A 26,998-nucleotide genomic window follows, 5' to 3' on the forward strand; every position below is an offset into this window, starting at 1 on the left:
CCTGTAGGAGCAAGCTTGCTCGCGATGGCGGCCTAAGACGCGCCGCTGTAGATCAAGGCTTACGCTTACGCGGCCCGGTATTAAACACCGGCACTTTGCGCACAGGCTTGATCGAAGGCTCCGGCGCCGATGCATCCCCGCTCTCAACCCACTTGCCCAGGTTGCGCTTGCCACCACTGGAGGTCTTTGGCTTCTTCGGCTTTTTCGGCTTCTTGACCACCTGACCGCTGGCATCGGTACCCGGTACGCGGTGCTCAGGTTCGAAGTCATGCTCCATCTGCCGAGGCAACGTCTGACGGGTCAACGTCTCGATGGCCGACAGCAGATTCACTTCATCGGCGCACACCAGCGAAATCGCCTGTCCGGTGTTTCCCGCTCGGCCCGTACGCCCGATGCGGTGGATGTAATCCTCCGCCACGATCGGCAGGTCAAAGTTGACCACCAACGGCAAATCTTCGATGTCCAAACCACGGGCTGCGACGTCAGTAGCCACCAGAATCTGCACTTCACTGGCCTTGAAACGGTCCAGCGCGCGCTGACGCGTAGCCTGCGGTTTGTCGCCGTGGATGCCGTCGGCATTGATGCCCAGGCCCTGGAGTTTTTCCACCAGAGCGTCGACACCGTTGCGGGTCTTGGCGAACACCAGCACTTGCTTCCACTTGCCTTTGCGCAGCAAGTGAACGAACAGCTCCGGCTTGCGCTTCTTGTCGACCGTCACAACCCACTGTTTAACCGTGTTGGCGGCTACGTTACGCGGGCTGACTTCGATGCTCAGCGGATCGTTGAGCATCTGCCCGGCCAGGGTGCGGATCGCATCGGAGAACGTTGCGGAGAACAACAGCGTCTGACGTTTCTTCGGCAGCGCCTTGTAAATGTTGCCCAGTTCTTCGGAGAAGCCCAGATCGAGCATGCGATCGGCTTCGTCCAGCACCAGGGTTTGCAGCTGATTGAACTTGAGCGCGTTCTGACGGAACAGGTCGAGCAAGCGGCCCGGCGTGGCCACCAGCAGGTCGACGCCTTTGCGCAGTTTCATCATTTGCGGGTTGATGCTGACGCCGCCGTACACCGCGTAAGTGCTCAACGGCAGGTTCTCGGCGTACTGACGCACGGCTTCGTGAACCTGTTCCGCCAGCTCGCGGGTCGGCACCAAAATCAATGCGCGTACGGAGTTAGCGGTGACTTTCGGCCCTTCCATGGCCAGCAATTGCAACAACGGCAACGCGAAACCGGCAGTCTTGCCGGTGCCGGTCTGGGCGGCGGCCATCAGGTCGCGACCGGCCAGCACCGCCGGAATGGCTTGCGCCTGAACCGGCGTCGGGGTCTGGTAGCCGAGCGTCTCGAGAGAGCGCAGCAAGGGTTCGATCAGGCCAAGGGTGGCGAAAGTCATGGGATTACCGTAGGAAAATTCAGCGCGGGTTTTTCAAAACAAGTGTGCAAAACAAGATGCAATGGCGCGCAGTTTACCCTAATTCACACGGGATTCTGTCGGCGCGACTGCAGCCGGCTGCACAGGCGCCCGGCGCCACTGCGGTAAACCGATCAACACCACGGCGCTGATGATCACCAGCATGGCCAGCCCTTCTTCGATGCCGATGGTCTCGCCGACAAACACGATGCCCAACAACACCGCCACGGCCGGGTTGACGTAGGCATAGCTGGTCGCCGCCGCCGGACGCACGTTTTTCAGCAGATACATATAAGCGTTGAACGCGATAATCGAGCCGAAGAACGTCAGATACGCCAGGGCTGCCCAACCTTCGATCGGTGGCAGGGCTTGCAAATGCTCGCCGCTCAGCGCACTGCCGATCAGCAGCGCCACGCCGCCGACCAGCATTTCCACAGCGCTGGCCATCGCCCCCTCGGGCAACGGCAAGTGTTTGCTCCAAACCGAACCAAACGCCCAGGAAGCCGCCGCCAGCACCAGCAACGTCGCCCCCAGCGGGCTCGATTGCAGGTTCGAACCGAGATTCAACATGGCAATGCCGATCAGACCGAGCGCAATCCCGGCCCATTCGAGACGGGTATTACGCGCGCCCCAAAAATATCCGCACAACAAGGTAAACAACGGCACCGTTGCAATCGCCAAAGCTGCCACACCGGAGGCCACCCCCATGTGTTCGGCCACAGTGACTCCGCCGTTACCGCCAGCGAGCAGCAAGATCCCGATCATGCCGGCCGCTTTCCACTGCGCCCAGGTCGGTGTCGGCGCCCCGCGCCAGCGCAGGAAGGCATACATCAGCGTCCCGGCGACCACAAAACGGATTCCGGCGAGCAACAACGGCGGCCAGTACTCCACACCGATGCGGATCGCCAGATAGGTTGATCCCCAAATCACGTACAACGCGAAAAAAGCAGCGATCAACGGTAAGGGAAAACGACGTAAGCCAGGCATGAGCAACTCGATGACAGGACAATGTGAACAGCTATTCTAGAAAGGCCAACGGCGAAAAATAAGTTACAAAACCTGTTTATAGCGCCAGTACACTTTTCAAAACACGGAGATCGGCGTTATAAACCGTGCTTTCGAAAGTCAGTCATTTTTCAGGTGCACGACGATGGATAAATACGACCGCATGCTCCTCGGCGCCCTGCTGGAAAACGGCCGTGCGTCTTACGCCGACCTCGCGCGCAAGGTCAACCTGTCCGCCCCGGCCGTGGCCGAGCGCGTGGCCAAACTGGAAGCCAGTGGCGTGATTACCGGCTACCAGGCGAAAGTCGACATGGCCAAGCTCGGTTTGCCAATCCAGTGCGTGATCGAACTGCGCCTGAACCAGCACGGCAATCAAAAGGCCTACGACGACTTGATCAAAATCCCCCAATTGACCGAGTGCCACCGGGTCACCGGCGATCCGTGCGTGATCATGCAGGCGGCGGTGGGTTCGATGCCGGAGCTGGAGGAGTTGATCAACAAGATTGCCAAGTTCGGGTTCAGCAAGACGTCGATTGTGCTTTCGAGCGCGATAGAAAAGCGCGTGCCGTTGGGGCAACTGGAAGGGAATGGCAAATAGTTCTCCTGTAGGAGCTGAGCTTGCTCGCGATGGCGGCATGTCAGTCACCATAAATGTTGACTGTTAAACCGTCATCGCGAGCAAGCTCAGCTCCTACAGGGGATTTGCGGTGTGATTAGAACCCGCGATGGCGCTTGAGATGTTCATTGATCTTCGCCGCCGGCACTTTCTGCAAGCTGCACAGCAAATCATGCGACAACTCGCGCAACCCATGCTTGCGCCGCAGTTCTTCAGCCAGATGCGCCGTCAGGTTGGCAGCCATCTCGGCATCAGCCATGGCCCTGTGCGCCTTGCCGGTATCGGGCAGGTTGGCGAAGGTGGTAAGGGTGCCGAGCTTGTGGTTCGGCGCAGCTGGCATCAACCGCCGGGCCAATAGCAGCGAGCAGGCAAAATTCTGTAATCGCGTGCGCTTGATCCGCCCCAGTTCGAAGTCCCAGAACTTCTGGTCGAACGCGGCGTTGTGCGCCAGCAGCGGCGTGATGCCGACGAACTCATTGACTTCGTTCATCACCTGCTCCGCCGACGGCGCGGTGCGCAGCATGGCGTTGCTGATACCGGTCAGTTGCTCGATGAAGGCGGGTACGCGCACGCCGGCATTCATCAGGCTTTGGTAACGCTCGACGATGCGCCCCTGTTCAAGAATCACCACGGCAATTTCCGTGGCCCGGCAGCTGCTGCTCGGGGAGATTCCGGTGGTTTCAAAGTCGATGACTGCTATGCGTTCCAAACCTGTTTCAACTCCGTAAAAATCAATTCTTGAGCAGCAACGCGCCTTCAATGGGCACGTAACGGCTGGCGGCGCGGATCAGCGAATTGGCGGTCAGGCCCGGCACGCCGTAGGCCACCGCTTGCACTCCGTGTTTGCTGATGATGCGCTCCAGCAGCATGTCGAAATCACCGTCGCCGGAGGCCAGCACCACTTCGTCAACATGATCGGCGGCGTCCATGATGTCCAGGGTAATGCCCACGTCCCAGTCACCCTTGGCCGACCCGTCGCTGCGCTGGATGTAGGGTTTGAGCTTCACAGTGAAGCCGAGGTTGCGCAGGATCTGCTGAAACTGCTGCTGTTTGCTGTCACCGCGATCGATCGCGTAGGCATAAGCCTCGACGATCTCGCCCTGTTTGCTGATGTCAGCCCATAACGCGGCGTAGTTGAAGTGGCAACCATAGGCCTGACGCACGGTGTAATAGAGGTTTTGAACATCGGCGAACACTGCGATTTTTTTCACCGCGGACTTCCTCTTGGCGCACAGGCGCGCAGGCGAGATCAGGCACCAGGCCCGAAAAGTTGCCCAGTATGCCAGCCCGAAGGATTGTTCCGCGAATAATCGGCCCGGGGCACGGTCGCGCCCCGGACGAATGGTGTGTCAGACGAAGGAATCGTCGTCATCGCCACCGAAGAACGATGAGCTGTCATCGTTGTAATCAGCGTCGGCAAAACCGCCCTGATTGTTGGAGTTGTCAGCCATGCGCTGGTCGTCGCCCCAGCCATTGCCGCTATCGTTCTGATCGCTGACCTGAGCTGGCTCTTCCTTGATCACTTCAACCACTTCCGGCTGCTGATTGTGATGGAACAGGCTGCTGATGCCTTGTGCCAGCATCACGCCACCCGCCACACCGGCTGCGGTCTTCAGCGCACCACCGAGAAAACTGCTGCCAGCCGCCGGAGCTTGCTGTTGCGGGGCGTAATTTTGTTGAGGCGGTGCTGCGCCGAAGTTTTGCTGTGGCGATTGCGAATTGAACGATGGTCGTGCCGGTTCGCGCCAGCCGCCCGTGGACGGCGCTGCACTCTGGCTCGGTGCTGGCTGCGGATCGCGGGCACTGCCACCGAAGATGCTCGACAAAAAGCCACCACCGCTCGGTGCCGGTGCCGCTGTCTGAGCCTTGGCCGATTGCAGTTCGGCCTGCAATTGCTGCACTTGCCGGGTCAATTGTTTGTTCTGTTCGTCGAGGCTCTTGATGGCGGCTTCTTGAACCAGAATCGCCTGGGTCATGAAATAGCCGGCCGCAGGCTGGCGAGTCAGGTGTTCCTTGATCCGCACCTCGGCCAGGGCGTCGCGCGGGGCTGAATCCGTTTCGGCCTGTTGCAGCCGGGAAAACAGTCCATCGATCAGGGTTTGTTCTTCGCTGTTCATGGCGACCTCGTAGATTGCCGGGAAAATCGTTGTCCTTTTCCGATGAGGATAAGGTGCTCCACCTTAATGGAGGCTGAAAGAAGTTGTTTCAACGACCTTTACCTTACGTTTACGTTTGCGCCTCAAAGGGGTTCATCGGTTAAAGTGGGCCACCGCGTCCAACCAGCGATACCGACTGATGAATCCGTTAGATGTACTGCGTGACTCCCTGTATTTCTTCAAGCGCAATCTGGGCCAGATCGTGCAGCTGTGCCTGCCGCTGGTGATCTTCGAGTCGCTCCTGCAACTAGTGGTCGACCACTCTACCGAGCCGGACAGTTTTCCCGGTGTCAGTGTGATCGTCGGCTTGCTGGTTTATCCGCTGTACACCGCCGCCCTGATCCTGTTTCTCGACGCCCGCAGCCGCGGTGAGGCGCCACGCAATCGCGATCTGCTGGCGAGGTCGGCCTACCTGTGGCCACGCTTCGCCTTGCTGACGGCGCTCAATACCCTGCTGATCCTGCTCGGCCTGTCGCTGTACTTCCTTCCCGGTATCTATCTGATGGTGACCCTGGCGTTCGGCGAATACCTGCTGGTGCTGCGAGGCCTGGCTCCGCTGGCGGCGATGAAGGAAAGCCTGCGCCTGACCCGTGGACACTTCATGCGCATCCTGGTGTGCATTTTGTGCGTGATGGGCCCGTTGTGGTTGCTCAAGGGCGCAACGCTGGCGGTATACCCCGAGCCGCAGAATCCGGTGATCTCACTCCTGATCGACAGCGCCCACAGCTTCCTGCAACTGTTCACCAGCGTGGTGTTGTTCCGTTTGTTCATGCTGATCAGCGAAGAACCCGCAAAGATTGATGGGCCGCTCTGACCGTGGGCTTCGGCGCGGCGCTCGGTTATGCTCAGGGCCATCTTTTGTAACGCTATAAGCCGAGCCATGACCCGTCTACTGCGCTACACCCTGCCGAGCCTGTTGATCGTGATCGGCGTGATGACCCTGATCTACAACCTGACCTGGCGCCCCGACGCCAGGGAAGTGGTGCCGGCCAGCTGCACGGTTCAAGCGCCAACCCTGGTGTCCGGCCAGGCGCTGAAGGTGATGACCTGGAACGTTCAGTACCTGGCGGGCAAACGCTACGTGTTCTGGAACGATCTGGCACAGGGTGACGACGAGAAGCCGACACTGGAAGACATGGCCTTCAGCCTCGACGAAGTGGCGCGGGTGATTCGCGACGAAAACCCCGACATCGTGTTGTTGCAGGAGCTCGATGACAATGCCAAGACCAGCGATTACCAGAACCAGTTCAAGCTGCTGCAAGAGCGGGTCGCCGACCTGTATCCGTGCAGCGCTCGCGCCTTCGACTGGAAGGCCGATTTCGTGCCGCAGCCGCACATTTTCGGCAGCGTTGGCCGGCAACTGGTAACGCTCAGCCGCTACCAGATCGAACACGCCGAACGCCTGCAATTGCCGGTCGAACCAGCCAACGTGATCAGCCGCCAGTTCAAACCGAAAAACGCCCTGCTGGTGACTTATCTGCCGCTGAACGACGGCGGTCAGATGGCGGCTCTCAATACCCATCTGGACCGCGCCCTCCAGCCTGACGAAACGTTGCAAGCCCAAGTAACGGCTATTGCCAAAGTCCTCGACAAGTTCGAAAGCCTTGGCACGCCGTGGCTGATCGGTGGCGACTTCAATCTGTTGCCACTGGGGCAATTTCGCCGACTGCCGGACGATCAACGCACGCCCTACTCCGCCGACAGCGCCTTGCATGTGTTGTGGGACAAATACCCGATGATCCCGACCAACAACGAAGCCAGCGGCGTCGATCGCGCGCGCTGGCTGACGCATTACCCGAATGATCCGGGCCTGAACGGCCCGGACCGGACCGTCGACTATTTGTTCTACAGCCCACGCATCAAACGGGTCGAGGCGACGGTGAGGCAGGACGATACGTTGCGCATTTCCGATCACTTGCCGGTGATTGCACGGTTCCTGTTGCCTGCTGCGCCCTAACGCGGGACTCATGACAAATTCAAAATCTGTGGGAACGGGCTTGTCCGCGATTAAGGTCCAAAGGTGCTTGAATGCCCCGGCCCCATTCAGGAAACCTGAGGTGACCTGCGCTCGATCTCGATGCCAATGAGTGGGCGCTTCAAGGCAATCGATACCCATGCCCCCACGGCTGCGATCACGCATGCGGCAAATCCCAACAGGAAGGACATGAAGCTGAGCTCTTGCGCGACAGCCAGCAGTCCGAGCACCGCTGCGGTTGCCTCGGCCGCCCCCCAGACACAGGTCTGGACTGCCATCGCGACAGAGCTGCGCCCTCTCCATATCTTGACGGCCTGGGCTTGATACAACGGGCCACAGATCATCTCGCCAATAACGATAAAAACCACCACGACAAACAGAATCGCCTGAGCTTGCGATGAAATGATCAACAGCAGGCATCCCGTCCCGATCAACAGGTTTGAAACGATGACGCGCCACAAGCGAGACACTCGCTGCGAGAGCGACGTTATATAAACCTGGCTGAAAATGATGATCCCGCTGGCCACCAAGAATAGTACCCCCACCAACTCACTGGAAAAGCGCTCGGTCGCATAGGTTGGAAACACGTAATAAAACTGCGCATAGCCAATCATGGTCAGAAAATTGATTGCCAGAAATGCAACAACTTTAGGGGAAGCCTCGGATCCGTCCACCGTGGAAGAACGATCACCAACCTCCAGACCTGCTGAGCGTGCCAGGTGAGGAATCAATGTGGTGGAAGCAGTTGCAAGCACACCTAAAAGCAATGGCAAGGCAACAAACCAGTAACCCGCCCCGGCCAGTATCAATGATGCGATGAAGGGGGCAACACCGGCGCCGGCGTTCGCTGCAACATTCTCGTAGGAGAGTACGCGCTCGTGTTCGCCCTCACCGAAGTACTGAACGATATAGGAGATCTGGGAAATCGTAGCGATTTTTTGAGCCTCAAGTAGCGAGGACATCAAAAAACGGTGGGTACTTCAGACCTTCCCTAAAGAAAACGCGCGAGACTCATCAGTTATCGGGGGTTGCCTCAAGCGCAGCCTGGATGACGAGCGCCAGGCTTTCCCAACTTCTGATATAGCCATCAAGGCGAGGGTGACGAGGAACAAGCCCCGTTTCAATTGCTTTTATCATCGCTGCTTTGATCATTTCAAAGGTTGCTAGTTCAGACATGACTTACTGCCCTTTAAACGTTATTTGATCCAGCGCGTCGACACCATCCTGCAGCAATAAATAGGCTGGAAATATCAGTCGAAAGAAGTCTGCATCAACCGTATGTTTGACGGTTACGGATGTCAGCGCCTCTAAAAGCCTGGTAGCGGCGCGTATTCTGAAACAGGCATCTTCAAACAGCAGATTTGGTGCGGCATGCGAGTCTATATAGAAAGTCGGGGTGTTGGATGCGTTGGCTTTAAGAGACTGATAGCGATTCACAGATGAACTCCTTGAGAGCATTTAGGTTATGACGATGCGACACTTGCTTTTAATTGAAAGGGATGTTGCTAGTCTTGCTTGACTGCTGAACCAGCGCGTAAGCGCAATGGCCAAAGGTTCATTCGATATTTATGCGGCCTGAGTGTTAGCTGAAGCCTGGCTTACACATACAGGACTCTTCGGTGGGCGAGGATTTGTCATCGCGGACCAAGCCATCAAGTCGAGATCCAGATCCAGATCCAGATCCAGATCAGTGTTAAACGTTCGCCAGACAGCTGACGGAGCTTTTCAAAAACCAGAGTATTCATTAGTCTCATCCCTGTTTTGACTGATCACTGCCAGGTTTCTGTTTTTCTGCCAGATCACCGCGCCATCCCGCGCACTCCTGTGAGCGGTCGACGGTCGCGAATCAACGAACAAAGAAGGCGATGACACCCGCCTCCTGCATGTTCATTCCTTGGTACTTTTGGTCTTTCGGGCCGCACGCCCGTCGTACTCCGGACGGCCAGAAACAATTAACCCGAAGAAATAAGGTTGGGCGCCTGAGTCCTCGAGCTGACTCCCTGACTTGTTATGCACTTCAATGAGAGAGAAAAGATCCACAAGACGGTCCTGAATCTGTTCTATTTCCGCGTCTTTCAGTGTCACCATCGAGCTGTATTTGAAAGAACCTGAAACATCAAAGTATTCACTTTTTTCAGGCTTGAGCAGCGACCGTTCCACTTCGTAGCGCAGGAACTGATCCTTTAACCTCAACGCATCAACTGTTCTGGGCATCCTCAGCGTTGGTGCATGACGAACAAAGGGATCTTCAGGTGCTGTTCGTTCTTTTGAGACAAGGCTCAAGAAAGCTTCTGTATGTTGATCGTAGGCAAGGCCAATTTGCTGGCACACCAACTGGATTTCAGCAACGGAGGCACTGTCCACCATATAGAGATAAGTCATCAATGGCAGCAGTTCAAAGTTCTCTTCGAATGCTGCAATCACCTCTTGGGTGATGATGAACTCACGCTCATACCGACTTAAACTCAACGCCCGACGTAAAATTTTCGAATCATGCTCTCTCAGCTCAAGCCTGGAAGAAAGATCCGTGACTTCGACACCTTTGCCAAACAGCATCTCGTGGACGTTAGCGGGCAGCAAGTCTCTGAAGTAATGCCAAAAATAATCAAAACTGACTTTGCTTGAGGCGTCGATACCAAGATGGTCATGTAACTCCACTGCGGCATCAATACTCAGGTATTTCCTTCCGGCCTCAACGTCACGATAGTAATTAGCCGAAAATGGAATATTGACCTCATCGAGAAACGTTGAAATCTTCAGATGCCCCGTTTCGATCCGCAACTGCATGAGAAACGCACCAAACGCTCGTTTACTTTCCAAGCTCTTCAGCCTCTGCCGACAGAGTGACAACCACTCTGGTCGTATTTTTCTTGATTTTCATACTGGAAGTTACCACGCCTATTTCCTGCGTATTACGCACATGAACTCCCCCACAGGGAATTGACCAGTCTTCGCATTGCCACCAACGAAATCCATGTCCTTTGCTCGTATCCGCTTCCGTACGAATCTCATGACTTGCAGAGCAAAACTCGTTCAAGGCATCCGTCGCCCGCCTCAAACTGTCTTCGTCGAACTCTCCGATAAACTCGTATTGATTCTCCCCACCCTCGTCACTCAACGGAGAGCGTACCGGGTGTGGAATGGACCGCCCAAGCGTCTGTTCTAGCATGCAGTGCATCAAGTGCATGGCTGAATGAAGACGCATCTGATGATATCGCAATGGCCAATCAAGCGTTGCCGTAGCCTGCTGGCCAATCGCGCACTCTCTCAGCAGCGTGAACGCCTCATCGTCAACGCTCAAGTAATGCCTTATCTGATCATCCCTTTTCTTGGTCGACACAATCTCCAACGCTCGCGGTGGCTCATTCTTCCCTGGGCCCGGGATATTCAACACGCCTCGATCTCCGAGCTGTCCGCCTCCTTGCGGGTAGAAAACAGTCTGGCCCAGGAGCGCAAAAGGAAGACCCGCGTCGTCGCGTTCAAGCAAGTCGACTCGACATTCCAGTTGCTTCAGATACGGTTTTTCGTGAAATAAAGGCTGCGTTTCGCTCATTTTTACCTCGAGTAAAGTCTCACCGGATTGCGCTGGAAGCCCTCGCGAATCATCGAGTGCTTCCATGGCCTGCGGGCCTCAGTGGCGCTCATGGGTTTCCAGTTTTTTCCTCAGGACATTGCACAGTCTTGTCATCTGATCCTCACTCCCGTCTCGCAGGGTGAGGTCCTGCGCAATTTAAGACCGCGATCGGTCAGTTGTTTCAATGTCACCTGATCAACTAGATGCTCCAGTTTGCGCATGTCCCCGATGACAGATTCGCCACCCTTCCCGGCAGGCTCCACGCATACGAAAGCGATGATCTCGGGCGGACTTTTCACAGAGGCCATTTCCTGATGGAGGATGACTGACCACGAGGAAGGTGTGCGGGTCGCTTCCGTGACGTTGCCCTGAATAGTCGAGCGTGGAGAGTTCCCGCCGACGTAATCCCGGGTCTGTAAGCCCAATGCGCCAATGGCCTTTTCAAACACGCCAGGGGCCCGGCACTGACTGGCGCCGCGAATGACAAGGGCCCCGTCATTCAGCAGGCGTGCATGGATGTCGTCCGCGGCGTCTAAAAAATTACGTTGCGGATCAGCGTATCCGCTGGCCACGAAATCGAATGTCCTTTCTGCATCACTGCCCTTCACTTTCATCACTCCTCACTTCCCTGGAATCGTCGGCATCTCCGTCTGCGATGCATTAAATACCACTCCCCATTACAAATTCAACAGACAGAAATATGTTTCTTCCTACAGATTATTTCAGACTTCGCGCGCGACCCCGCCGCCGGTCGCGCCGCAATAGCAACCCAACTTGTTGAGATCGCCCTGGGTGGGGCAGTGGTTACCGAGCTGATCCTAGGCTCGGTGGGAGCACTCAAGTCTGCCGACCCCTCAATCATCCTCGGCTACGCGATATGTGGTTTCATCGCCTTCATAATCATGCGACAACTGCTCGAAATGATTGTTGAAGAACCCGTCGCCGGCTCTTTCAGCCAGTTCGCCCACAATTACTGGGGCGGGTTTGCCGGTTTCCTGTCTGGGATGGAACTGCTGGATCTTGTACATCCTGGCTGGCATGTCGGAACTGACAGCCATAGCATCAAGCACAAACGCAGTGTTTCGCAGGCCCTCTACGGCGAGGTCTGAACGATTGCAAATCTCGGACGAGCCATCGCCCGGCTGAGGCCGGGTATATACGTCCTTACTTGCGGGGTTTGATCCGTGCTGTGGCTTCAGCCACCAGCGGATCATCCGGCCAATAATGCTTCGGATACCGCCCCTTCAAATCTTTCTTAACCTCGGCATAGGTGCTGCGCCAGAAGTTCGCCAAATCCTGAGTCACCTGCACCGGCCGGCGCGCCGGAGACAGCAGGTGCAGCTTCACCACTTGCCGGCCACCCGCAATGCGTGGGGTCTCGGCCAGGCCAAACAACTCCTGCAAGCGCACCGCCAGAATCGGCGGCTGCTCACTGTAATCCAGGCGAATCGACGAGCCCGACGGCACGCTCAGATGATGTGGCGCCTGCTCATCCAGCCGTTGCGGCAGCGGCCACGGCAGCAGGTTGTGGACGATGCTCGACAGGTCGAGATTGGCGAAGTGACTGAGCCGCGACACTTTACCCAGATACGGCATAAGCCAATGTTCGAGGCTTTTGAGCAGCGCGGCGTCGCTGACATCTGGCCATTCACTGTCGCCCTTGCCGGCAAGATCCAACTGACGCATCAACGCCACCCGCGCTTGCCACTGACGCAGCTCCGGTGTCCACGGCAACAACTCCAGGCCTTTGCGCCGCACCAGATTGACCAGCGCCTGACTGCGCGCGGTTTCGTCGAGGCCGGTCAGTGGTTCGCGACTGAGTATCAACTCGCCAACCTTGCGCTGACGCTCTGCGCGCAGCACGCCTTCGCGTTCGTCCCAATCCAGTTGATCGACAACGCGCACTTGCTCGGCGAGTACCGAATCAAACAGCGCCGGATCGAAATCTGTTGCCAGATAAATCCGCTCCTCACGCTGGCCCTGACGACTGCCGAGATCGGCAATCACCAGCCACGCCTGTTTCATCAGGCTGTCAGCCTCGGCGAACAACGCCGCGCGGCCGTTGGCCAAGCGATATTCCGCACCACCGGCACGCCGTTGCTGGGCGACGCGGTCGGGATAGGCCAACGCCAGCAGCGCGCCGAGCCAGCGTGGATGATCGGGATCGCTAACAGACTCCGACGCTTTGCCACGCAAATAACCGCGATATTGACGCGCCAGTTGCCGGGCCCGTTGCACACCGCCCTGTGCCCCTCGCGCGGCGCGTTCTTCGCCGGACAAAAGTACCAAGCGGCTGTGCAAATCGGCGCCAGCACCGCGCAAAATATCGCGTTCGCCGAGCAATGCCGCGACATCGCAGGCCATGTCAGCCAAGCCGAGCGCCTGACCACGCAACAACAAATGGGCGATTCGTGGATGCGCCGGCAGTTCGGCCATGGCCTGACCGTGGCGAGTCAGCGCTTCACCGTCCAATGCGCCCAGTCGATCCAGTAAATCCTGCGCCTGTGCATAAGCAGCGGCCGGAGGTACATCCAACCAAACCAACTGACCTGGCGTCACGCCCCAACGCCCGAGTTGCAACGCCAGGCCGGCGAGGTCCGCCGAGAGAATTTCCGCACTGGCATACGCCGCCAGTTGCTCGTGCTGATCCTGCGACCACAAGCGATAGCACACGCCCGGCTCCAATCGCCCTGCCCGGCCCGCGCGCTGAGTGGCGCTGGCCTTGGAGATGCGCTGGGTGTCGAGGCGGGTCATGCCGCTGCCGGGGTCGAAACGCGGTACCCGCGCCAATCCGGCATCGATCACCACGCGCACGCCGTCGATGGTCAGGCTGGTCTCGGCGATGTTGGTCGCCAGCACCACTTTGCGCTTGCCGGCCGGTGCTGGATCAATCGCCGCGCGTTGGGCATTGAGGTCCAGTTCACCGTGCAGCGGGCAAAGCAGAACCTGCGAGCTATCGCCTAACGCATCGGCCAATTGTTGATGCACACGACGGATTTCCGCTTGCCCCGGCAAGAACACCAGAATACTGCCGGTTTCGTCATTCAAGGCTTCAAGGATCGTCTGCACCAGACGCGGTTCGATGAACTCACCGGGTTGGAAAGGCCGGCCCCAGCGCATCGCCACCGGGTACATGCGGCCTTCGCTGCGCAGGATCGGCGCGTCGTCAAGCAACCCGGCCAGGCGCTCACCTTCCAGCGTTGCGGACATCAGCAGGATTTTCAGCGGTTGATCATCGCGAAACAGTTCCCGGCCATTCAGGCTCAGGGCCAATGCCAGATCGGCGTCGAGGCTGCGTTCGTGGAATTCATCGAAGATCAGCAGACCAACGCCTTCCAGCGCCGGGTCTTCCTGCAAACGGCGCGTGAGGATGCCTTCGGTGACCACTTCAATGCGGGTGTTGGGGCCCACTTTGCTGTCCAGCCGAATTCGATAGCCGACGGTTTCACCGACCTTCTCGCCCAATTCACTGGCCAGCCGTGCCGCCGCCGCCCGCGCAGCCAAACGGCGCGGTTCAAGCATCAAAATGGTCTGCCCGGCCAGCCAGGTCTCGTTGAGCAAAGCCAAAGGCACTCGGGTGGTCTTACCGGCGCCGGGCGGTGCTTCGAGCACGGCTTCGTGGCGTGTTGCCAAGGCTTCACGCAGGGCGGGTAAAACTTCATCAATCGGCAAAGAATTCATGCTGGCTCCCAGACAAGCCGGCAAGTATAACGGCGAAGCGCCCGGCTCAATGCAACCGGGCGTTCAGAATCTAGATTTTGAATGCTGTCCGGATGCGCTCCGCTACTTCAGCGATGGTAACTCCACGCAACCCGATGGCTTTCATGTCTACGTCCAGCGAAAGCATGACGTCCAGAAATTGTCGTAGGTCCACTGCTATGCTTTTTGGCAGATCAAATGCTGGCTCTTCAGAAAGAAGACGGGACAAGACAACAACATCCTTCAGATGTTTATTGCTCTTGCGGCCAGCGTTTGGCTCCTCGCAGTCACGACGCGTGAGATTGGTCCATGCCTGTGCTTTAAGCGGAATCAATCGGTCGACACCGATGTAGGAAAGGTCCTCTGTGTCGTTGCGACCCTCTACGATGAAAGTGTAATAAGCCTCGTCGAGCAGAATGGCAGACAAATCGGAAACCTCTCCGTCTACTGGGATCGGGGTCAGATGTGCACCTTCGGGCAGCGATAAGCCTTCAGGAGCCCGCGAGAACAACTCCAGCAGTACCGGGTAACTGTCATCGGTGGGATTGCCAAACCTGTAACGCCTCGTCGGCCCATCCAGTTCGTGACGCTCGGTGTAGCCTCCGCGCTTTACGAACTCCCAGAACTCAATACCGAACACGTCATCCAGCGCTTCTATGATCAGGACAATGTCCAAATCTCGGGTAGCCCTGAAGGGTATACCTGCTTCTTCAAGCGTCAGGCTCGCTGCAACGCCGCCAATCAGCACATATCGATCCGCATAGCCGGCGAAGGCTGCGCGAAAGGTATCCAGTCCTTTTACCATTCAATTTTCTCCATCATTTCATCAAGGCTGATTTGGACTCTGTCATCAACGTCGTCCTTCAAGCTGAGGTAGAGAGAAAGGGGGTCGACGCTTTCACTCGACTCTGGAATACAGGTATTGCCGCCAATGTGATGGGGGGAGTAACTCCAGATCTCGACCTCAAAAGCCGGATCATCAAATTGGCCGACCTCTTTACAGCCCGAGCGCTGAACCTCTAAGTCCCACTCGTCTTTGGAGCACGCGATTACGGGTATCAAGGGTTCCGCGAGCATCGATGCTTTGCTGAGTGCCGACAGTCCGGCAGCTCGCTGTAACAAGAGTTGGCGGTCAGAATAAACCACACGTTTGACCGGGCTTTGCAACGCTGGTAACGCTTTTTCCCACGTGACTTCAGGCGTCGCAACAAAGCGCCAGCGAGGTGATTTTTCACTCGAGGCCGGCTCTATCAATCCGAACGATTCAAATTCCTTCATCGCTCTGGACATCGTCATTTTGGAGTACGGCTCTCCATCCGCCAGGTCCACACCTCGAAAAGTAAAGTCCTTGTCCCATCCTCGAACAATGGCGGCGATAAGCAATGCCTGGCTTGCCGGCCCCATGACTTCTCTCTCGGCATGCCTGCTGCGAAAGTACTCGCGCAGATCCATTCCAAGCTGTGGAGCGAAGAGTTGATTGCCGGGCACTACAAACTGAATCCCGGCCTCGATGAGGCGTTTACGCTCGTAGGATTTGAGGGCGCCGGTGGCATAGAGGATCGGGTGATCCACCATCTTTTTCAAAACATCGAGGTGCTTGCGAATCTTCGCGACGTTTTCAAAGGGTTCGTGAGCAAGCAGTAAAAGGCATTGGCGGCCATAGAGCGTCACGGTGTCGAAGGCGTATTCATCCAGGAGATAAAAGGGCAAACCCTTGGACTTCGCCCAGCGCCTGATCTCGGGTTTAGTCCCGAAAACCAATTCGAAGTAATCTTGAATGTCTTGTCTGCTGGTGTTCACTTCGGTGTCCAATAACACGATTAACGCACAGTAACGGACGCGCTGTTACCGTGCAACAATCACGTTACACGACTTTAGTTCCGGCATGGCTTTAACAGCGCGCCCTAGCGTGTCGCCAACGCTTCACGCTGATCAGGTAAATCCTCATAAATCTACTAGCCCCCAAACAGAGGGCCGGGTATAACGGCGAACTGCCAGGCGTTCGTCAGGGTCTTAATTCATACCGACGCTCTTTCGTTTTGAAATTACCCAGGAGATTTTCTATGCGTGTTCCCTTTCGCCTGATTGGCGGTGTATTGGTCGCAACTCTGCTGACCCAGGTTACCGCTTGCGGGTCGATTTTCTTCCCCGACCGCCGTGGGCAGATTGACGGCAAGATTGACCCGGTCGTAGCGGCGCTGGATGCCGTTGGCCTACTGTTCTACATCCTCCCCGGCCTGATCGCTTTTGCGGTCGACTTCGCCACCGGCGCGATTTATCTGGAGCCGGGCAAGACCGCTCATGTAGCCCCGGAAAAACTCAAGGAAGCGATCGGCGCCGACGGCAAGGTCGATAACCACAAGTTGCAGACTATTCTCGAAACAGAACTGGGCCGTAGCTTCCCTCTGGACGACCCACGCCTGATTCAACACAAGGGCAGCGCCCAGCAACTGGCGATGTTCGGTCTGCAACCCGCCGCGTAAACCATAAGGAAAAGCCGCACTTATGACTTCCAGCTCCGAACACGCCCGCCTGCTGCGGCTGGCCACCCGCGCCTCGGTGGCAGTGGCGTGTACGCTGATCGTCGCCAAAGCCATCGCCTGGTGGTTGAGCGGTTCGGTGAGCATGCTCGCCGGGTTGACCGACTCGGCGCTCGACGGCGTCACGTCTCTGCTAAACCTGCTGGCGGTGCATTACGCCTTGCGCCCGGCCGATGACGATCACCGATACGGGCATGGCAAGGCCGAGTCGCTGGCGGGCATGGCCCAGGCGTTGTTCATTGGTGGCAGTGCGGTGTTGATTGCCTTGCAGGCGTTTGAACGACTGCAACATCCAGAGCCTGTGGGTGCGCCGTGGATCAGCATCGGCGTGATTGTGCTGTCCCTGGCGCTGACGCTGGCGTTGCTGATGTTGCAACATCGCGTCGTCAAGGCCACCGGCTCCAACGCAGTGCGCGCGGACTCGCTGCATTACCGCTCGGACCTGCTGCTCAACGGCAGCATTCTGGTGGCGCTGGTGCTGGCCGGGTTTGGCTGGCATCAGGTCGACCCTTGGTTCGGCCTGGGGATTGCCGCGTACATTCTCTGGAGCGCGATTCAGATCGCCCGGGAAAGTTTTACGGTGTTGATGGATGAAGAGCTGCCGCCGGATGTCAGTCAGCACATGCTTGAACTGGCGTGCAGCGTGCCGGGGGTTTTGGGTGCGCATGATCTGCGCACGCGGGTTTCCGGCAGCCAGTGGTTTGTGCAATTGCATCTGGAGCTGCCGGGGGATTTGACCTTGTCAGTTGCCCATGGCATCAGCGATCAGGCCGCCGATGCGATTCACGCCGCCTACCCGCGAGCCGAAGTGCTGGTGCACGCGGACCCGCAGGAAGTGGTGCAGACCGCCAGGGGTCAGAAACTCACCTGATAACCACGGCTGCTCAGGCAGTTGCCCTGGGCCTGGCGATAGTTTTGAACCACCGATGGGTCCGGTTGATAGGTCGCGGTTCGCGGGTCGAACCCACTCTGCTGCACCGCGTATTGATAGCACTCGTAACCATCCTGATTGACCTGCTCCGCCGACTGCCCGTTGGCTGGATACGCCTCCACGTCATATCCGTTGCTGGCGACTTGCGGCTGCTGTTGCGGTTGCAAGGTCCCAGCCGGTGGCTCGACCACGACGTAATCCCGGGTGCTCTCCTGATAGGCGTAATACGAGCCTGCCGCCAGGAACAGCACCGCCCCGCCGATCAACACCTGCTCCGCGTAATCCGGCAAATAGCTGACGCGAATCCCGCGCGGTGGTTCAACCACCACATAGCGGGGGCCCAGCGGACGATACCAGTAACCGCCAGAGTAGAAATAATCCATGCCACGGTAAGGCACGCGGTACTCGCGGTCCGGGAAGCGGTCGATCACGTGTCCCGGGCGATACTGCGGGCCGGGGCCCCAGCCATTTCCGTAGCTACTCGGGCGACCCTGCCAATGATTGTCATAGGATGGAGCGCCGATATAGCCGTTCCAGCGCTGGTTGTTGTCGTTGCGTCGCGGCATGTCCTGATAGTAACCACGCTGCGGCGGCTGGGTCTGGTGCACGGTGTCGGGCCGGGGCTGGATCGGCAGGTCATTGGCCGGCAGTTGCGGCGGGGGCGGAGGCGATCGGATCGGATTATTGAAGTCAGGCTGCGGGCGGCTCTGCCACTGGCCATTGTTCTGATTCTGGCGGTTGTGCTCGAACTGGCGGTTGTTGTCGCCACGATTGACGTCGTTGTTTTGCGGGTGCTGCGGGTTCTGCTGCTGACCATTATTCTGCGGGTGCGGTTGATTATTACCGCCATGGCCCTGACCGTTTCCCTGATGGCTGTCCGACCCATGCTGGCCGCCATCGGACCCACGGTTTTGCTGATCATCGGCCAGCGATTGCGCAGTGACACTGACGCACAATAAACCAACACCGGCTAAACGCCAGATGCGCGACTTCATGCTTATCCTCACTGCGGGTTAGGGCCTGTACGTAAGACTGGAAAAGCACAGGCCGGTTCTGCAACAGGTTATCAGTCGCGAAACTTATTTATTGAGGGCAGAACGGAAATAGCACGCAAAAGAAAAGGGAGACCCGTCGGCCTCCCTTTGAGAACTTCGTCCGTGCTCGACGCTTATGACGTCGGCTCACCTCACGCCGTCTTCTGGACAGTGTGCAGCTCGGGGGCCGGCACATCCCCGGTGGGGGTGGCGGCCGCGGCTGGCCTGGTTGGGCGAGCCGCTGTGGACTGTTTGTCCGAGCAGTGATTCTGGTGATAAGAATAGGCCTGAGGCGCCGGCAGAGGATTGCGAAGATTGCTCAATTAAACATCACTTGCGCAATTTTTAACCCTAGATAGATAATCTTCCGCAATAGTTAAGACAAAGGACTGATTGATGAGCAAACTCGACCGATACGACTTGAGCATTTTGGCGGAATTGCAGCGTGACGCGCGCATCTCCAACCAGGAATTGGCCGAACGCATCGGCCTGTCGCCCTCGCCATGCTCGCGCCGGGTCAAGCAACTGGAAGATGACGGCTATATCTCCCGCCAGGTCGCCCTGCTGGACCGCAAGATGCTCGGTTTGAGCCTGACGGCTTACGTGCTGATCGGTATGGACCGGCACACACCGGAACGATTCGAGAACTTCGAAGCAGCGATTCGTACGTTGCCGCAGGTGCTGGAGTGCAGCCTGGTGACGGGGATGGATGCCGACTATCAGCTGAAGGTGGTGGTGCCGGATATGGATCACTATCAGAAACTGCTGCTGGGGCATTTGACGCGGATTGAAGGGGTGACCAGTGTGCGGTCGAGTTTTGTATTGAATCAGGTGCTCAATAGTACCGAGCTGCCGTTGACTCATTTGCGCAGCTGAAACAGCCTTTGCTGGCAAGCCAGCTCCTACAGAATTGGTGTGGACCGCAATTTCGCGGCCGACACAAATCCTGTAGGAGCTGGCTTGTCGGGTCGCCGCATCGCAGCGAAGGGGCCGGCCCAGGCGACGAATGCCTGCGACACACCGACGCAGGTCAATACTTCGCCAATTCCCCGTGGCGTATACTCCAGCGCCTTTTAGTCTCGCCCACGCTGGAGATGTTCGATGGATCCTGCAGTATTTGAAGAATGGATGATGACTGGCCTTGTCAGCATCCTGATCATTTTCATGGGTTTCATCGTCTGGGATCTGGCGAAGAAGTCCAAGGCCGGGCGCTTTGGCTCGCTCATATTGTTCTTTGTACTGGGTCTGGGCGTGGCCGCGTTCGTGATCAAAAGCGTGGTGATCGGCCTGATCGAATCCGGCACGTTATAAACGCGCCGGTACTTCCTTCCACTGGCCCTGATCGAGCCCTTCGATCGTCCAGTCGCCGATTCTGACCCGCACCAGACGCAATGTCGGCAAGCCGACCGCCGCCGTCATGCGCCGTACCTGACGGTTACGCCCCTCGCGAATCACCAGCTCCAGCCAGCTCGTCGGCACGCTTTTGCGAAAGCGCACGGGCGGGTTGCGTGGCCACAGTTCAGGCTCGTCCAGCTGCCGCGCTTCGGCCGGCAAGGTCATGCCGTCGTTCAGTTCGACACCGTCACGCAAACGCTGCAATTGCTCGGCACTCGGCTCGCCTTCCACCTGCACCCAATAGGTCTTGGCCAGTTTGTGTTTCGGGTCAGCAATCCGCGCCTGGAGCTGGCCGTCGTTGGTCAGCAAAAGCAAACCTTCACTGTCGCGGTCCAGCCGTCCTGCCGGGTAAATCCCCGGGATGTCGATGTAATCCTTGAGCGTCGCCCGCCCTTCGCCGTCGCTGAATTGGGTCAGCACATCAAAAGGTTTGTTGAACAGAATCAGCTTCGGCTCGGCCGGCGGTACTTTGGCGACACGGCGCGGGGCTGAGGAGGATGGTGCAGGCTTTGCGCCAGGGCGACTAGATACGGGACGTTGGGGACGAGACATGGGGAAAGAAACATCTAACGGTCAGGGCTGCTAATGCTAGTGCCCTGACCGCTAAATGACCATGACAACCGTTAGCGAAACGGTGGCTCGTCGAAGCTGCGCAGTTTGCGCGAGTGCAGCGAGTTGAGTTCGGTACGTAACAGGTCCACTGCCTCGATGCCGATCTTCAAGTGCTGGCTGACCGCACGCTCATAGAAAGCGTTGGCCGAGCCCGGCAACTTGATTTCACTGTGCAACGGTTTGTCCGAGACACACAGCAACGTGCCGTAGGGAACGCGTAAACGATAGCCTTGGGCGGCGATGGTGCCGCTTTCCATGTCCACCGCCACGGCGCGGGACAGGTTGATCAGTGGACGCTCCTGAGCCCAACGCAGCTCCCAGTTGCGGTCGTCGTAAGTCAGTACGGTGCCGGTGCGCAGGCGTTTTTTCAGCTCATCGCCTTTTTCGCCGGTGATATTGGCCGCCGCTTGCTGCAACGCCATCTGCACTTCAGCCAAGGCCGGAATCGGAATGTTCGGCGGTACGACCCGGTCGAGAATCCCGTCGCGGCGCATGTAAGCGTGCGCCAGTACGTAGTCGCCGATAGTCTGCGACTGACGCAAGCCGCCGCAGTGTCCGATCATCAGCCAGCAATGCGGACGCAGCACGGCCAAGTGGTCGGTGATGTTTTTGGCGTTGGACGGGCCGACGCCGATGTTCACCAGGGTCACGCCGTGGCCGTCGCTGGCGATCAGGTGATAGGCCGGCATCTGATAGCGGTGCCAGACCACACCGGCGGCAATCGCCGAGGCTTCGCCGTGGTCCATGCTTTTTTCGATGATCACGTTGCCCGGCAGAACCATGCGCACGAAGCGCTGATCGCTGCGCAATTGCTCCAGGCCATGGACGATGAACTGGTCAACGTAGCGGTGGTAGTTGGTCAGCAGAATCCATGGCTGCACATGACGCCAGTCACTGCCGGTGTAATGCACCAGTCGGCGCAGGGAGAAATCCACCCGGGCGGCGTCGAACAGCGCCAGTGGCAACGGGTCGGTGTTTTCCCAATCGTACAAACCATCGGCAATGCCATCGGTCGCGGCCGACAAATCGGTACTCGGGAACACGCGCGCCAGCACAGCAGCGGTCACGCCGGAGCCGGCCAGTTCATCGCCCTGTTCGACCACGTACGGATAAGGAATGTTTTGCTGGCTGATGCCGACTTCGACGGTCACGGTGAAGTCGTGCATCAACGGCACGAGTTGTTCCAGCAGGTATTTACGGAAAGCGGCCGGATGGGTGACGGTGACGCTGTAGGTCCCCGGCAGTTGAACCTTGGCATAGGCGCGCGTGGTCTGCGGGACTTCGCCCTGGCAGTGATAGGTCAGCCGCAGTTCGGGATAACGAAACATCGCACGCTGTTCGGCGTCCGGTTCGACACGATCCTTGAGGTAACGCTTGAGCGCCTGATTCAGCGCGGTGGTTGCACGATTGTGCAAGAGCGCAAGCCGGTCCACGGCTTGCTCGGCGGTTTGAACGACAATAAAAGCTTCGGTCACGATCAGCATCCTGTGTTCTGACTTGCAGACCTTCATCTTGCCTGCATCGTCGCTTCACGGGAACAGTGGGTGCTACTCAAATGCCAAGTCCAGCCGAGAACCAATGTGGGAGTGAGCCTGCTCGCGATGGCGGGGTGTCAGACAACATCAATGCTGGATGTTAAACCGCTATCGCCGGCAAGCCGGTCTCGCTCCCACAGGGGTTCTGTGTCGTTCACATAAGCGGAGTCGACCGGGCGACAATCGCCTCTACATCCAGCCCACGCGGCAACGCGCCATACACCCGACCGGCGGAACCAAGACGGCTGGCGATAAACGCATCGCTGACCGCCGCGTTCCCCGCCTCCAGCAACAGCTTGGCCTGAAGCCCCAAGGCGATGTCTTCGGTGAGTTGCCGCGCGCGGTATTGAATGTCGCTGGTGTCCTTGAACGCCGCCTGCAACTGATTGATGTGCGCGGCCAGGCGTTTGTCACCATGACCATCGCCCAATTCGCTGAATAGCACGTCGAGCACACCTGGCTCTTTCGACAGCGCCCGCAGCACATCCAGGCACTGTACGTTGCCGGAACCTTCCCATGTCGAATTGACCGGTGCCTCACGGTACAGGCGCGGCAGGATGCTTTCTTCGACGTACCCGGCGCCGCCCATGCATTCAGCGGCTTCGTTGATCATGGCGGGCGCGCGTTTGCAGATCCAGTATTTGCCCACTGCCGTCACCAGTCGGGCGAATTTCGCTTCATGGCTGTCGTCCAGATGATCCAGCGCCTTGCCCATGCGCAGGCTCAAGGCCAGGGCGGCCTCACTTTCCAGCGCCAGATCGGCGAGCACGTTTTGCATCAACGGCTGTTCGCTGAGCAGCTTGCCGCCGACCGAGCGGTGAGCGCAGTGATGGCTGGCCTGGGTCAGGGCCTGGCGCATCAATGCGCTGGAACCGACCATACAATCGAAGCGGGTCATGGCGACCATTTCGATGATGGTTGGCACGCCCCGCCCTTCTTCGCCGACCATCCACGCCAGCGCGCCACGAAATTCCACTTCGCTGGAGGCGTTGGAGCAATTGCCGAGTTTGTTTTTCAGGCGCTGGATGTAGAACTGATTGCGCGTGTCGTCGGGACGATGGCGCGGCAGCAAGAAACAGGTCAACCCCTTGTCAGTCTGCGCCAGGGTCAGGAAGGCATCGCACATCGGTGCCGAGCAGAACCACTTGTGACCGACCAGTTCGTAAGCCTGGCCCGGACCGCTGGCGCCGATCGGATACGCCTTGGTGGTGTTGGCGCGCACGTCGGTGCCGCCCTGCTTCTCGGTCATGGCCATGCCGATGGTCACACCGGCCTTGTGCGCCATGCCGACGTTGTGCGGGTCGTATTCGGTAGAAAGGATTTTCGGCAGCCACTGCTCAGCCAGGTCCGGTTGCAGGCGCATTGCCGGAACGCTGGCGAAGGTCATGGTCAATGGGCAACCGCTTCCGGCTTCGGCCTGGCTGTGCAGATAACTCATGGACGCTCGGGCCACATGCGCACCGGACTGCGGATGTGCCCAAGGCAACGAGGTCAGCCCGTGCTCGACCGCGGTGCGCATCAATTGGTGATAGGCCGGGTGGAACTCCACTAAATCGATACGGTGGCCATAACGGTCATGGCTGACGAATACCGGTTTGTTTTGGTTGGCCGCAAATCCGGCCTCCATCAGCGGCCCGCCTGCCAGTGCGCCATACGCGTCGATCCGCGACTCGGCCCAACTGGCCCCGAACCGCCGCGACCATTCTTGCAACGGCAAGTCGATGCGATAAAGGTTGGTGCCGTCCAGCGACGGAGGCTGGTTGGTGACTTCGTGGGTTTCGGCAAACTGATGCAGGTTCATGACGGGGGCTCCTTTGGGTCAGCCAAGGGAGTCAGTTAAGCACTGCCCAGAGACTGAACAAAGTGGCATATCCGCCTAACTGTCGGCGCTTTCGCCCTAGCCTGGGCACAACACACGACGATAGAGCGCGGCCTGTAAATCTTCGAATTTTACCGGTTTGTTCAAGTAATCGATCGAGTCTGCGGTCGGGCAACGTTCACGATCAACACTCAGAGCCACCACGAACACCGGCAATTCGGCGCAACCCGGCAAGGCGCGGATCTGGCAGCACAGGGAGATGCCGTCTTGAGGCGGCAACTGACAATCGACCAGCACCGCATCAAAGGTTTCACGCTGCAATTGATCGAGCGCGTTCAGACCGTTGTCGGCGGAACGCACCCGGAACCCGAGTTTAAGCAACATACCGCGCATCACTAACTGATTGACGCTGTTGTCATCCACCAGCAATACGCTGCAATCCTGAGGCAAGCGCAAACGCGCAAGATCGCCGCTCATCAACGGTATGGGCGGTCGCTCTACCACCGGCACTTCAAAGTCGACATCAAGCTGGAAGCGGCTACCACTGCCCGGCTCGGAGCGGTGCGTCAGGCGCCCACCGAGCAGTTCGACCAGTTGCCGACAAATCGCCAGCCCCACGCCCAAACCGCCGTATTCGCGAGTCATTGAACCGTCGAGCTGGAAGAAACGCTGATACATCGTCGCCTCCCCCAGATCGGTGAAGCCGATACCCGTGTCGATTACCGCAAACGACAACGACAGCCGACCGTTTTCCACTGGCTTGCCCGTCACCCGCAACGCCAGCCCACCGACCCGAGTGAACTTGATCGCGTTGTCCAACAGGCATTCCAGGCATTGCGTGAGTTTGGCGCTGTCACCGTGCAAGCGATCCGGCAGCCCCGCCGTGACGTCGACTTTGAAGTCCAGCGACTTGCTCGATGCGTTGACCTCGAATTGCGCGCGCAAGGCATCGACCACGCCCCGCAAGCTGAACACTGCAGGGGAGGCCTTGAGCTTGCCGGCCTGCAATTCGGTCAGGGTCAGGATGCCATTGACCATGCGCATCATGTCCCGCGCGGAACCGGCGGCAGTTTGCTGGTATTGCTCCAGTTCAGGGTCCATCTCGACGGTCTGCATCAACTCCAGCGAACCGATCACACCGTTCATGGGGGTGCGCAATTCGTGGGTCAGGGTGGCGAGGAATTCATCCTTGAGCTTGTTACTGTGAGCCAGTTGCTGGTTCAGCATTTCGAGTTTTTGACCTGCATCAAACAGCGTTTGCGCTTGTTGCTCGCGCATGGCGTTGATTCGGTCAGCCAGGGCCAGCGACAGCAAGGCAACTTCGATTGCTGAGCCTATCTGGCTCGAATACATGGTCAGGAACACGTTGGGCAGGTAACCCAGCACCATCAGCGTGTTGACGATGCCGCCGAGCAAAAACGCCGACCAGGCAATGATGAAATACCGCGCCACACGCAAGCCACGCAACCAGGCAAACAACCCGGCGGCGAAAATCACCACCGTGAAGGTCAAGGCCAATGCGGTGGCCAGACGCAAGGCCAGGGCGTAACTGGCCATCAATGACAGCCCGATCACCACCGCGCCGAATGCAATCAATGCCAGCAGCAAGCGATCGAGCCAGCGCCCGTAAGACCCTGTCTGCAGGAAGCTACGGGCGAACTGGCTGCCGAACAGCCCGGCGCAACCGATGAAGAACGGTGTTGCTGCGTTGGCCCACCACGGGTTATTCGGCCAGAAATATTGCACGGCCGCGCCGTTGACTGACAGCTGATACAACCCGAACGAGGCGATATAGAAGATGTAATAGAGGTAGCTGGTGTCGCGCACGCTGAGGTAGATGAACAGGTTGTAAACCAGCATCCCCAACAACACGCCATAGATCAGCCCCAACACATAAAGCCGGACCGGCTGTTCTTCGAGGAAAGCGGTGCTCGACCACAAGGTGACCGGCGCCTGGATCGAGCCTTCACTTTGCAGGCGCAGGTACACCGTTTGTGCCTGGTCAGGCGTGAAATTCAAATCGAACAGGTAGTTGTTCTGACGGATCGCGCGCGTGGCAAACGGCAAGGCATCACCGGTCTGGCGCACCAATTGATAGCTGCCGGTAGCATCGGGCAAGTACAGATCGAGGTGATCAAGGGGCGGATAGGCCAGTTCGAGCAGCCAGGTGCGTTGTGCCTCCGGGTTGGTCGGACGATAGTGCAGGTCGATTTTCAGCCAGAACGCCGAACGCGAATAGCCGGCGTTGAGTGTCGCTTTGTCGTGGGTCTTGAAGTTTCCAGCCGCAGCTTGCGCGCGGACATCGGCGATGGTCGCCTGACCGCCCGCGTCTTCGAACACTTGCAGGCTTTTGCCCAAGGGCAGGCTTTGAGTGAACTCGTCGAACTCGACGGCGCTCGCCATGAGGGGCAAGCAAAGCAGCAACATCAGCAAATAGCGCATTTAAGCCCCAGCGTGGCCTGTCCGGTTATCTCAGGAAGCCCCTCATTCCTTTTGAGTAGACGTAAAACCGGCATTACCTGTTATTGGTTTGGATCCACTCTAGCATAGCCGTTGATGGCCTTTGAACACCATTGAAATATTTACAGCAAGGCTCTAGAACGGGCGTTCCAGCGACAACCATTGATATAGAGCTGTTTGCCCGGTCAGAGTGAGAGAATGACGCTGCTGCCTACCGCATTCCTGTAGCAACTGGCGAAGCC

The 26,998-nt window shown here is 58.1% G+C and carries 26 protein-coding genes and 1 pseudogene; 8 read left to right on the forward strand and 19 right to left on the reverse strand.

What is annotated here, in order from left to right; all coding sequences use genetic code 11:
• Positions 1–52: 52 nt before the first annotated feature.
• Together AC1DWM_RS01850 and yedA are read right to left on the reverse strand one after the other, a co-directional pair.
• A complete protein-coding gene (locus tag AC1DWM_RS01850) occupies positions 53–1,387 on the reverse strand; it encodes a DEAD/DEAH box helicase (protein WP_477794514.1) in 1,335 nt (444 codons plus the stop codon).
• A gap of 78 nt (positions 1,388–1,465) precedes the next feature.
• On the reverse strand, positions 1,466–2,392 hold the full coding sequence (gene yedA, locus AC1DWM_RS01855; protein WP_452628245.1) for a drug/metabolite exporter YedA: 927 nt from the start codon (positions 2,390–2,392) through the stop codon (positions 1,466–1,468).
• A 163-nt stretch (positions 2,393–2,555) separates the two neighbouring features.
• Between yedA and AC1DWM_RS01860 the strand changes: the two genes are divergently transcribed.
• Positions 2,556–3,008, forward strand: a complete 453-nt coding sequence (locus AC1DWM_RS01860; RefSeq protein WP_477794515.1) for an Lrp/AsnC family transcriptional regulator — start codon at positions 2,556–2,558, stop codon at positions 3,006–3,008.
• A 115-nt stretch (positions 3,009–3,123) separates the two neighbouring features.
• On the opposite strand, the gene AC1DWM_RS01865 is transcribed toward AC1DWM_RS01860, so the two are convergent.
• From AC1DWM_RS01865 to AC1DWM_RS01875, 3 genes are all read right to left on the reverse strand, one after another.
• Positions 3,124–3,735, reverse strand: coding sequence for a 3'-5' exonuclease (locus AC1DWM_RS01865; RefSeq protein WP_452628247.1), 612 nt, complete (start codon positions 3,733–3,735; stop codon positions 3,124–3,126).
• A 22-nt stretch (positions 3,736–3,757) separates the two neighbouring features.
• Complete coding sequence (locus AC1DWM_RS01870) at positions 3,758–4,237, reverse strand: LabA-like NYN domain-containing protein (RefSeq protein ID WP_007946629.1); 480 nt, start codon at positions 4,235–4,237, stop codon at positions 3,758–3,760.
• Between the two features lie 138 nt (positions 4,238–4,375).
• Complete coding sequence (locus tag AC1DWM_RS01875) at positions 4,376–5,143, reverse strand: DUF2076 domain-containing protein (protein ID WP_223522028.1); 768 nt, start codon at positions 5,141–5,143, stop codon at positions 4,376–4,378.
• A 178-nt stretch (positions 5,144–5,321) separates the two neighbouring features.
• Between AC1DWM_RS01875 and AC1DWM_RS01880 the strand changes: the two genes are divergently transcribed.
• Together AC1DWM_RS01880 and AC1DWM_RS01885 are read left to right on the forward strand one after the other, a co-directional pair.
• Entirely contained in the window at positions 5,322–5,996 is a 675-nt protein-coding gene (locus tag AC1DWM_RS01880) for a YciC family protein (protein ID WP_223522027.1), read from the forward strand.
• A gap of 66 nt (positions 5,997–6,062) precedes the next feature.
• Positions 6,063–7,139: an endonuclease/exonuclease/phosphatase family protein gene (locus AC1DWM_RS01885; RefSeq protein ID WP_477794516.1), complete on the forward strand. Its 1,077-nt coding sequence runs from the start codon at positions 6,063–6,065 to the stop codon at positions 7,137–7,139.
• An 86-nt stretch (positions 7,140–7,225) separates the two neighbouring features.
• On the opposite strand, the gene AC1DWM_RS01890 is transcribed toward AC1DWM_RS01885, so the two are convergent.
• From AC1DWM_RS01890 to AC1DWM_RS01915, 6 genes are all read right to left on the reverse strand, one after another.
• Positions 7,226–8,119 carry an MFS transporter gene (locus tag AC1DWM_RS01890; RefSeq protein ID WP_477794517.1) on the reverse strand — a complete coding sequence of 298 codons (894 nt, stop codon included), beginning with the start codon at positions 8,117–8,119 and terminating at the stop codon, positions 7,226–7,228.
• Positions 8,120–8,171: 52 nt separating this feature from the next.
• Positions 8,172–8,333 carry a hypothetical protein gene (locus AC1DWM_RS01895; RefSeq protein WP_223522024.1) on the reverse strand — a complete coding sequence of 54 codons (162 nt, stop codon included), beginning with the start codon at positions 8,331–8,333 and terminating at the stop codon, positions 8,172–8,174.
• Between the two features lie 3 nt (positions 8,334–8,336).
• Complete coding sequence (locus AC1DWM_RS01900; protein ID WP_477794518.1) at positions 8,337–8,594, reverse strand: hypothetical protein; 258 nt, start codon at positions 8,592–8,594, stop codon at positions 8,337–8,339.
• A gap of 450 nt (positions 8,595–9,044) precedes the next feature.
• Positions 9,045–9,944 carry a hypothetical protein gene (locus AC1DWM_RS01905; RefSeq protein ID WP_477794519.1) on the reverse strand — a complete coding sequence of 300 codons (900 nt, stop codon included), beginning with the start codon at positions 9,942–9,944 and terminating at the stop codon, positions 9,045–9,047.
• A 22-nt stretch (positions 9,945–9,966) separates the two neighbouring features.
• On the reverse strand, positions 9,967–10,776 hold the full coding sequence (locus AC1DWM_RS01910; protein ID WP_477794520.1) for an alanyl-tRNA editing protein: 810 nt from the start codon (positions 10,774–10,776) through the stop codon (positions 9,967–9,969).
• 65 nt (positions 10,777–10,841) lie between these two features.
• Positions 10,842–11,345, reverse strand: a complete 504-nt coding sequence (locus tag AC1DWM_RS01915; protein WP_477794521.1) for a TauD/TfdA family dioxygenase — start codon at positions 11,343–11,345, stop codon at positions 10,842–10,844.
• Positions 11,346–11,492: 147 nt separating this feature from the next.
• Here AC1DWM_RS01915 and AC1DWM_RS01920 point away from each other — a divergent pair.
• Positions 11,493–11,790, forward strand: a pseudogene (locus AC1DWM_RS01920) (aromatic amino acid transporter AroP); the annotation flags it as partial.
• Between the two features lie 105 nt (positions 11,791–11,895).
• Here the strand turns inward: AC1DWM_RS01920 and hrpB are convergent.
• The 3 genes from hrpB to AC1DWM_RS01935 all read right to left on the reverse strand — a co-directional run bounded on the left by hrpB (position 11,896) and on the right by AC1DWM_RS01935 (position 16,230).
• On the reverse strand, positions 11,896–14,412 hold the full coding sequence (gene hrpB / locus AC1DWM_RS01925) for an ATP-dependent helicase HrpB (RefSeq protein WP_477794522.1): 2,517 nt from the start codon (positions 14,410–14,412) through the stop codon (positions 11,896–11,898).
• Positions 14,413–14,482: 70 nt separating this feature from the next.
• A complete protein-coding gene (locus AC1DWM_RS01930) occupies positions 14,483–15,235 on the reverse strand; it encodes a hypothetical protein (protein ID WP_477794523.1) in 753 nt (250 codons plus the stop codon).
• Complete coding sequence (locus tag AC1DWM_RS01935; RefSeq protein ID WP_477794524.1) at positions 15,229–16,230, reverse strand: hypothetical protein; 1,002 nt, start codon at positions 16,228–16,230, stop codon at positions 15,229–15,231. The genes AC1DWM_RS01930 and AC1DWM_RS01935 overlap by 7 nt, the downstream gene beginning before the upstream one ends.
• 263 nt (positions 16,231–16,493) lie before the next feature.
• On the opposite strand from AC1DWM_RS01935, the gene AC1DWM_RS01940 reads away from it, so the two are divergent.
• Both AC1DWM_RS01940 and AC1DWM_RS01945 read left to right on the forward strand, forming a co-directional pair.
• Positions 16,494–16,913 (forward strand): polyribonucleotide nucleotidyltransferase, encoded by a 420-nt coding sequence (locus AC1DWM_RS01940; RefSeq protein WP_223522008.1) that lies wholly within the window; start codon positions 16,494–16,496, stop codon positions 16,911–16,913.
• A gap of 22 nt (positions 16,914–16,935) precedes the next feature.
• Positions 16,936–17,841, forward strand: coding sequence for a cation diffusion facilitator family transporter (locus AC1DWM_RS01945; protein WP_477794525.1), 906 nt, complete (start codon positions 16,936–16,938; stop codon positions 17,839–17,841).
• Here AC1DWM_RS01945 and AC1DWM_RS01950 read toward each other — a convergent pair.
• On the reverse strand, positions 17,826–18,896 hold the full coding sequence (locus AC1DWM_RS01950; protein WP_477794526.1) for a DUF6515 family protein: 1,071 nt from the start codon (positions 18,894–18,896) through the stop codon (positions 17,826–17,828). The two genes, AC1DWM_RS01945 and AC1DWM_RS01950, sit on opposite strands and share 16 nt — an antisense overlap.
• A gap of 435 nt (positions 18,897–19,331) precedes the next feature.
• Between AC1DWM_RS01950 and AC1DWM_RS01955 the strand changes: the two genes are divergently transcribed.
• On the forward strand, positions 19,332–19,811 hold the full coding sequence (locus tag AC1DWM_RS01955; protein ID WP_007937367.1) for an Lrp/AsnC family transcriptional regulator: 480 nt from the start codon (positions 19,332–19,334) through the stop codon (positions 19,809–19,811).
• Between the two features lie 225 nt (positions 19,812–20,036).
• Complete coding sequence (locus AC1DWM_RS01960; RefSeq protein WP_223522002.1) at positions 20,037–20,246, forward strand: DUF2788 domain-containing protein; 210 nt, start codon at positions 20,037–20,039, stop codon at positions 20,244–20,246.
• Here AC1DWM_RS01960 and AC1DWM_RS01965 read toward each other — a convergent pair.
• The 4 genes from AC1DWM_RS01965 to AC1DWM_RS01980 all read right to left on the reverse strand — a co-directional run bounded on the left by AC1DWM_RS01965 (position 20,241) and on the right by AC1DWM_RS01980 (position 26,738).
• Positions 20,241–20,882, reverse strand: a complete 642-nt coding sequence (locus AC1DWM_RS01965) for a pseudouridine synthase (RefSeq protein ID WP_452628255.1) — start codon at positions 20,880–20,882, stop codon at positions 20,241–20,243. The two genes, AC1DWM_RS01960 and AC1DWM_RS01965, sit on opposite strands and share 6 nt — an antisense overlap.
• 71 nt (positions 20,883–20,953) lie before the next feature.
• Entirely contained in the window at positions 20,954–22,453 is a 1,500-nt protein-coding gene (gene amn, locus AC1DWM_RS01970; protein ID WP_223521998.1) for an AMP nucleosidase, read from the reverse strand.
• Positions 22,454–22,631: 178 nt separating this feature from the next.
• Positions 22,632–24,278 (reverse strand): acyl-CoA dehydrogenase family protein, encoded by a 1,647-nt coding sequence (locus tag AC1DWM_RS01975; protein ID WP_477794527.1) that lies wholly within the window; start codon positions 24,276–24,278, stop codon positions 22,632–22,634.
• Positions 24,279–24,374: 96 nt separating this feature from the next.
• Positions 24,375–26,738, reverse strand: a complete 2,364-nt coding sequence (locus tag AC1DWM_RS01980) for a hybrid sensor histidine kinase/response regulator (RefSeq protein WP_477794528.1) — start codon at positions 26,736–26,738, stop codon at positions 24,375–24,377.
• Positions 26,739–26,998 lie beyond the last annotated feature (260 nt).

The organism is Pseudomonas sp. P4_C8 (assembly GCF_056401975.1).